We start from the raw sequence: 4,591 nt of genomic DNA, 5'->3' as shown, positions 1-4,591 counted from the left end.
CTCTTGCTGCTCTGTTTCTCGCTCTGGAAGAACGACCGGCCCTATGACCCACACTACCATCCGGCCCACATGGCCGAAAAAGAAGTAGCCCCGGCAACGTAAACGCGCCGAGGCTACACAGGATGAACCCGAAGGCCCTCCTTTAAGAGGCCCAAAGGTAAAAATAATTGCCCGATTCCTTGCTTTTCATTACAGTATCTAGCGCGATAAATGTCATGAGCGCATAGGCCACACTGCCCGCTATGAAAACCAGTCCAATGGTAATCAGGCCACCCGCGCCTTTCTGGCGCCGTTTTTTGTGGTGACTCTGAATAAATAGAAAGTTCTCATAATATTCGTCTGCCAAACTATCTGCTCTTTCGCTTGCTCCTTCATTTTGCAGCATTTTCATTACAGCCGCTCGGTCATCACCTTGGTAATACATCTGAACGGCTGTTTTCCGGGCGTAGCTCTCACGATAATTCATGTGTATACTTTCTTAAATTAGCAAGATTAGAGCTTGAGTAGATGAGTAGCCGCAAAGCGGCGGCACGTTGGTAGCGATAGAGTGAAAAACAAGCCTGAGCCACAAAGTGGCGGCACTTTCCCCGAGCGAAGAGTACCGCCGCTTTGCGGCTCGCCACACGCCATTAATTACCGGATTACCAATATGCCGCCGCTTTGCGGCTGGTCAACAGTGTAAGTCATATGACTACTTCTTGGGCTTCTTCGGTTTTGGTGGCGGCTCCGGGAAGCGGGCCTGCATCATGGCCGTCATGGCGTCCAGTAGCGCCTGCGGGTCGAAGGCCGGGCGGGGCGGGGGCGGGTTGGCGGCAAAGTGCTGCGTGTAGTTGGCCAGCATCTCATTTTCGGCCGCTACGATTTGGCGCAGCAAACCCAGGTCGTGGTTGTAGTCGGCCAGCGGAAATTCCTCGGGGTCAAATTTGGCGAGGCCGGCGTACTCGCTGAGCAGGCGCTTGCGTTTGCCGGCGGCTTTTTCGGCCAGCAGGTCGAGCAGCTGCTCGTAGCCAGGGAAGCCGCCGAAGTCTTCGGGCGGGGCGGCGCGCTTGCCGGTCAGGCAGCGCACGGCGGGCGTGGGGTGGCCCTCAGCCAGCGGAATGACCTTTTCTACCACAATGTCGTGCTCCCAATAATCGCCAAAATCGTAGACGTAGGTAACTTTATCCTTGGGCTTGCGCAGGATTTCATCGAGGGTGACTTCGCGCGGGTCGAGTTGCCATTCGGGCATGTTGTCTTCGTCGCCAGGGGCCACGGGCGGCGAGCCGGTGAGGAAATCGTTGATGCTGCCCCGCCCCTGCCGAAACTCAAACAAATGGCTGTTTTGCCAGTCAAACAGAATCTGGAGCACGAAGTGGAACTCCCAGAACGTGAGGGTATCGGGCACTTCCACGCGCCGCCAGATGGGTGGCTTAATGTAGCGCAGGGCAATTTTCAGGTGCAGTACGTTGGACATGGCGAACGACGCTGGATGGAATTGATGCGCCAAAATACCAAACCGCTCCCGAACTTCGCCCCATGCTCACCTGCTTCGCCCCCGACATCCTGCCCAGCGCCGCCACCTACCAGCTTTCCGAAGAAGAAAGCAAGCACGCTGTGCGGGTGTTGCGCCTGGGCCTCGGCGATGCGGTGGAGCTGCTGGACGGGCGCGGCGGCCATTATCAGGCCGAAATCGCCGAGGCCAACCCCAAACGCTGCCAGCTGCGCATCACCCAACACGAAAACATACCGCCCCGCGCCTACTTCACTCACGTAGCCGTGGCGCCCACCAAAAACCTCGACCGCATGGAGTGGTTCGTGGAAAAAGCCGTGGAAGTGGGCGTGGAGCGCATCACCTTCCTGCGCTGCGCCCGCTCCGAGCGCCGCGAGCTGAAGCTGGAGCGACTTGAGAAAATTGCCATCAGCGCCCTGAAACAGTCAGGCCAGGCATGGCTGCCGCAGCTGGATGAACTGACGGATTACGCCGCTTTCGTAGCGACGGTGACGCCGGAAACGACCTTTATTGCCCACCTGGAGGAAGGCGAGCGCACGGCCCTGGCGCAGGTGGCCGGCACGGGACCAGGCTGCTGCGTGCTCATCGGGCCGGAGGGGGATTTTACGCCGGGCGAAATCGCCCTGGCGCTTGCCAAAGGCATTCGGCCGGTGACACTGGGAGCTTCCCGGCTGCGGACGGAAACGGCGGCGTTGGCGGCCGTATTTACAGCGCAATTAGTGCGGCCGGCCGGCTTCCAACAGTAACCACTCGGCCAGTTGCTGTTGCCGCGGTGTCTATTGCTACTCCACTGCCGGCTCGTGGTATTTGATATAAGAATCCTGACTAAAATCCTTGAAATAGAAAACTTCAAAAGCAATTTTTGCCAGGACATATTTCACAGCAGGTATTTCGGCAGAAATTGAAAAAGGCAGGAACAGAATGAGCTTGTCTTTATGGTCGTATAGTTGAAATCCCAGACGCTGAAGCACTTTAATTTGCTTTTTCCGAAGCTGGTATCCTACCCGGTGGCGTTGCACCTCGGGCAGGGTAATCATGAGGGTTTTTCGGAGCAGTTTGATGGTGCAGTAAATTCCTTTTTTTTGACTGAACACCAGCGTAAAATCAGTAATTTCCCTGTTAGAGCGGTTTTCAGAATAGTTTACGGGTTTGGAGGTATGTTCTGGTCATGAAAGCGTAGTCTCTTGATTTGCGCGAGCGGGTGGTGGCGGCCAGTGCGCAGCCCGGCCCGCCTGCGCTACCTGCCACCTTACTCGCCCGACTTCAAGCCCATCGAGTTGGCCTTCTGCAAGCGCAACACCTGGCTGCGCACGGCCCAGGCCCGCACCCGAGAAGCGCTGGAAAGCGTTATCCAAACGGCCACTGAACGGATAAGTGAGCAGGATGCTAAAAACTGGTTTGACCATTGTGGATACCACGTACAGCAACCTCAAATTCGCTCTAATACCCAAAAACGCCCCGGCTGCGGGCCGGAGCGTTTCACGATTTGGGTAAGGGTCAGCCAGCAGCACCGGGCCATCCATCAGGGCGATGGCCCGCCTGGTGGCGGCCACGTCGTCGCCCAGCGAAGTAAGGGGCTTCTGCACGGCAATGACGTTTAGCCCCGGGCTTGCAGCAGCGGGATGACCTTGGCCCAACTGGAGCCATCTGCAAAGGCACCGTGCACCAGTACCACGTTTCTCACGCCGTTGGCAGTGGTTTGAGTTTGGGCGAAAGTGGGGAGCGAAAAGGCTAGCAGGGACACTGTGAGGGCTCCCAGGGCCAGAAATTCGGAATAAAACATAACAATAAGAGCTGAGAGGGTTGGGGTTAAGAAAGCGCAGGGAGTCCTCAGAGTAGGGCCATTGCACCAAATGCGTAGTTAGCGACCTTTGGTTGAAGGACTACGCGGAGTTTTTCGAAGAAGTAACGGATTACCGGAAAGCTGGGCGTTGCCTGCACGAGTTGAGCGACATTCTGCTGCTGGTGCTCTGTGGCTTACTGGCCGATTGTGAGACGTTTGAGGAAATCTATGATTACGCCTGCGACAAAGGAACGGTACTGCGCCAGTTCATGGCCTTGCCGGCAGGCATTCCCTCGCACGACACGCTCAACCGCGTTTTTCGTCGCCTGAACCCGGCCGAACTCGAACGCTGCCTCACCGCGTGGGGGCAGCACATCGTGGGCCTGCTGGCGGGCCGGCACCTGGTTATCGATGGCAAGCAGCTGCGGGGCACCACCCGGCACGGGCGGCGGCAAGCCCCCGTGCAACTGGTAAGCGTGTGGGCCAGCGAGCAGCGCCTGTGCCTGGCCCACACGCCGGTGGCCGCCAAGCGCAACGAGGTGGCCGCCATGCCGCAGGTGCTGGACCTGGAGGACGTGGCCGGCAGCGTGGTGAGCCTGGACGCGCTGGGCTGCCAGCGGGCCGTGGCGGCAAGCCTGGTCGAACGCGGAGCGGGTTGCGTGCTGGCCCTCAAACAGAGCCAAGGCGACTTGCACGCCCAGGCCGGGGCCCATTTTACGCCCTTACTGGTTCAGCCGCCCGCTCACCAGCACCTGGACAAAGGCCACGGGCGCGGGGAGCAACGGCGGGTGTGGTGCAGCCAGGACCTGGGCCTGGTGGATGCGGGGACCGGCTGGGCCGGGCTGCGCACGCTGGTCTGCGTGCAGACCACGCGCTGGCTGAACGGATGTGAAGAACAGGCCACCCGCTACTTTCTCTCGTCCCTGGCCCAGGCCAGCGCCGCGGCCCTGGCGGGCTACGTGCGCCGGCACTGGGGCAGTGAAAACCAGCAGCATTGGCACCTGGACGTCACCTTTACGGAAGAGACCTGCCAGTGCCGCCGCGACCACGCCCCGCGCAACCTTTCCACCCTACGCAAGCTAGCCCTCACCCATCTGCAACGCTGCCCGCTGAAGATGAGTCTCAAACGCAAGCGAAAGAAGGCCGCCCGGGACGACGCATTCCTCCACCTGCTCTTGGCGCAACTGCCTGCGGAGGAACATACCCCGACGAGCTAACTACACGTTTGGTGCAATGACCTACTAGCTGTATAGTCCCAGCGTGAGGTGGGTCGGGTCTTGGGTAAAGATAGTCGGGTTCTTTTGCCGCTGTGCACAGAA

The 4,591-nt window shown here is 59.1% G+C and carries 6 protein-coding genes; 2 read left to right on the top strand and 4 right to left on the bottom strand.

The features are described from left to right. Positions 1-142: 142 nt before the first annotated feature. Both J4G38_RS11815 and J4G38_RS11810 read right to left on the bottom strand, forming a co-directional pair. Entirely contained in the window at positions 143-466 is a 324-nt protein-coding gene (locus J4G38_RS11815) for a hypothetical protein (protein ID WP_210522186.1), read from the bottom strand. Positions 467-691: 225 nt separating this feature from the next. Continuing rightward, positions 692-1,453, bottom strand: coding sequence for a plasmid pRiA4b ORF-3 family protein (locus J4G38_RS11810; RefSeq protein ID WP_210522187.1), 762 nt, complete (start codon positions 1,451-1,453; stop codon positions 692-694). 62 nt (positions 1,454-1,515) lie between these two features. Here J4G38_RS11810 and J4G38_RS11805 point away from each other — a divergent pair, with 62 nt between their 5' ends. Further along, the gene (locus J4G38_RS11805) at positions 1,516-2,235 is read left to right on the top strand and encodes a 16S rRNA (uracil(1498)-N(3))-methyltransferase (RefSeq protein ID WP_210522188.1); all 720 of its coding nucleotides are present in this window, start codon (positions 1,516-1,518) and stop codon (positions 2,233-2,235) included. A 36-nt stretch (positions 2,236-2,271) separates the two neighbouring features. Here J4G38_RS11805 and J4G38_RS11800 read toward each other — a convergent pair whose 3' ends face one another. Beyond that, on the bottom strand, positions 2,272-2,526 hold the full coding sequence (locus J4G38_RS11800; RefSeq protein WP_210522189.1) for a hypothetical protein: 255 nt from the start codon (positions 2,524-2,526) through the stop codon (positions 2,272-2,274). Between the two features lie 560 nt (positions 2,527-3,086). Then, positions 3,087-3,272, bottom strand: a complete 186-nt coding sequence (locus tag J4G38_RS11790) for a lipase family protein (protein WP_317198195.1) — start codon at positions 3,270-3,272, stop codon at positions 3,087-3,089. 92 nt (positions 3,273-3,364) lie between these two features. Between J4G38_RS11790 and J4G38_RS11785 the strand changes: the two genes are divergently transcribed. After that, entirely contained in the window at positions 3,365-4,489 is a 1,125-nt protein-coding gene (locus J4G38_RS11785; RefSeq protein ID WP_210522190.1) for an ISAs1 family transposase, read from the top strand. The last annotated feature ends 102 nt before the right edge of the window (positions 4,490-4,591 follow it).

The organism is Hymenobacter terricola (genome assembly GCF_017921975.2).
GTDB lineage: Bacteria > Bacteroidota > Bacteroidia > Cytophagales > Hymenobacteraceae > Hymenobacter > Hymenobacter terricola.
Note: the sequence above shows the minus strand (reverse complement) of the source record. Positions and strands in the feature narration are given on the sequence as shown.

Bases quoted from the DNA above. Each gene is read 5' to 3' on its own strand.
- J4G38_RS11800 (WP_210522189.1), bottom strand. From the start codon at position 2,526: ATGATTACCCTGCCCGAGGTGCAACGCCACCGGGTAGGATACCAGCTT.
- J4G38_RS11805 (WP_210522188.1), top strand. From the start codon at position 1,516: ATGCTCACCTGCTTCGCCCCCGACATCCTGCCCAGCGCCGCCACCTAC.
- J4G38_RS11810 (WP_210522187.1), bottom strand. From the start codon at position 1,453: ATGTCCAACGTACTGCACCTGAAAATTGCCCTGCGCTACATTAAGCCA.
- J4G38_RS11790 (WP_317198195.1), bottom strand. From the start codon at position 3,272: ATGTTTTATTCCGAATTTCTGGCCCTGGGAGCCCTCACAGTGTCCCTG.
- J4G38_RS11815 (WP_210522186.1), bottom strand. From the start codon at position 466: ATGAATTATCGTGAGAGCTACGCCCGGAAAACAGCCGTTCAGATGTAT.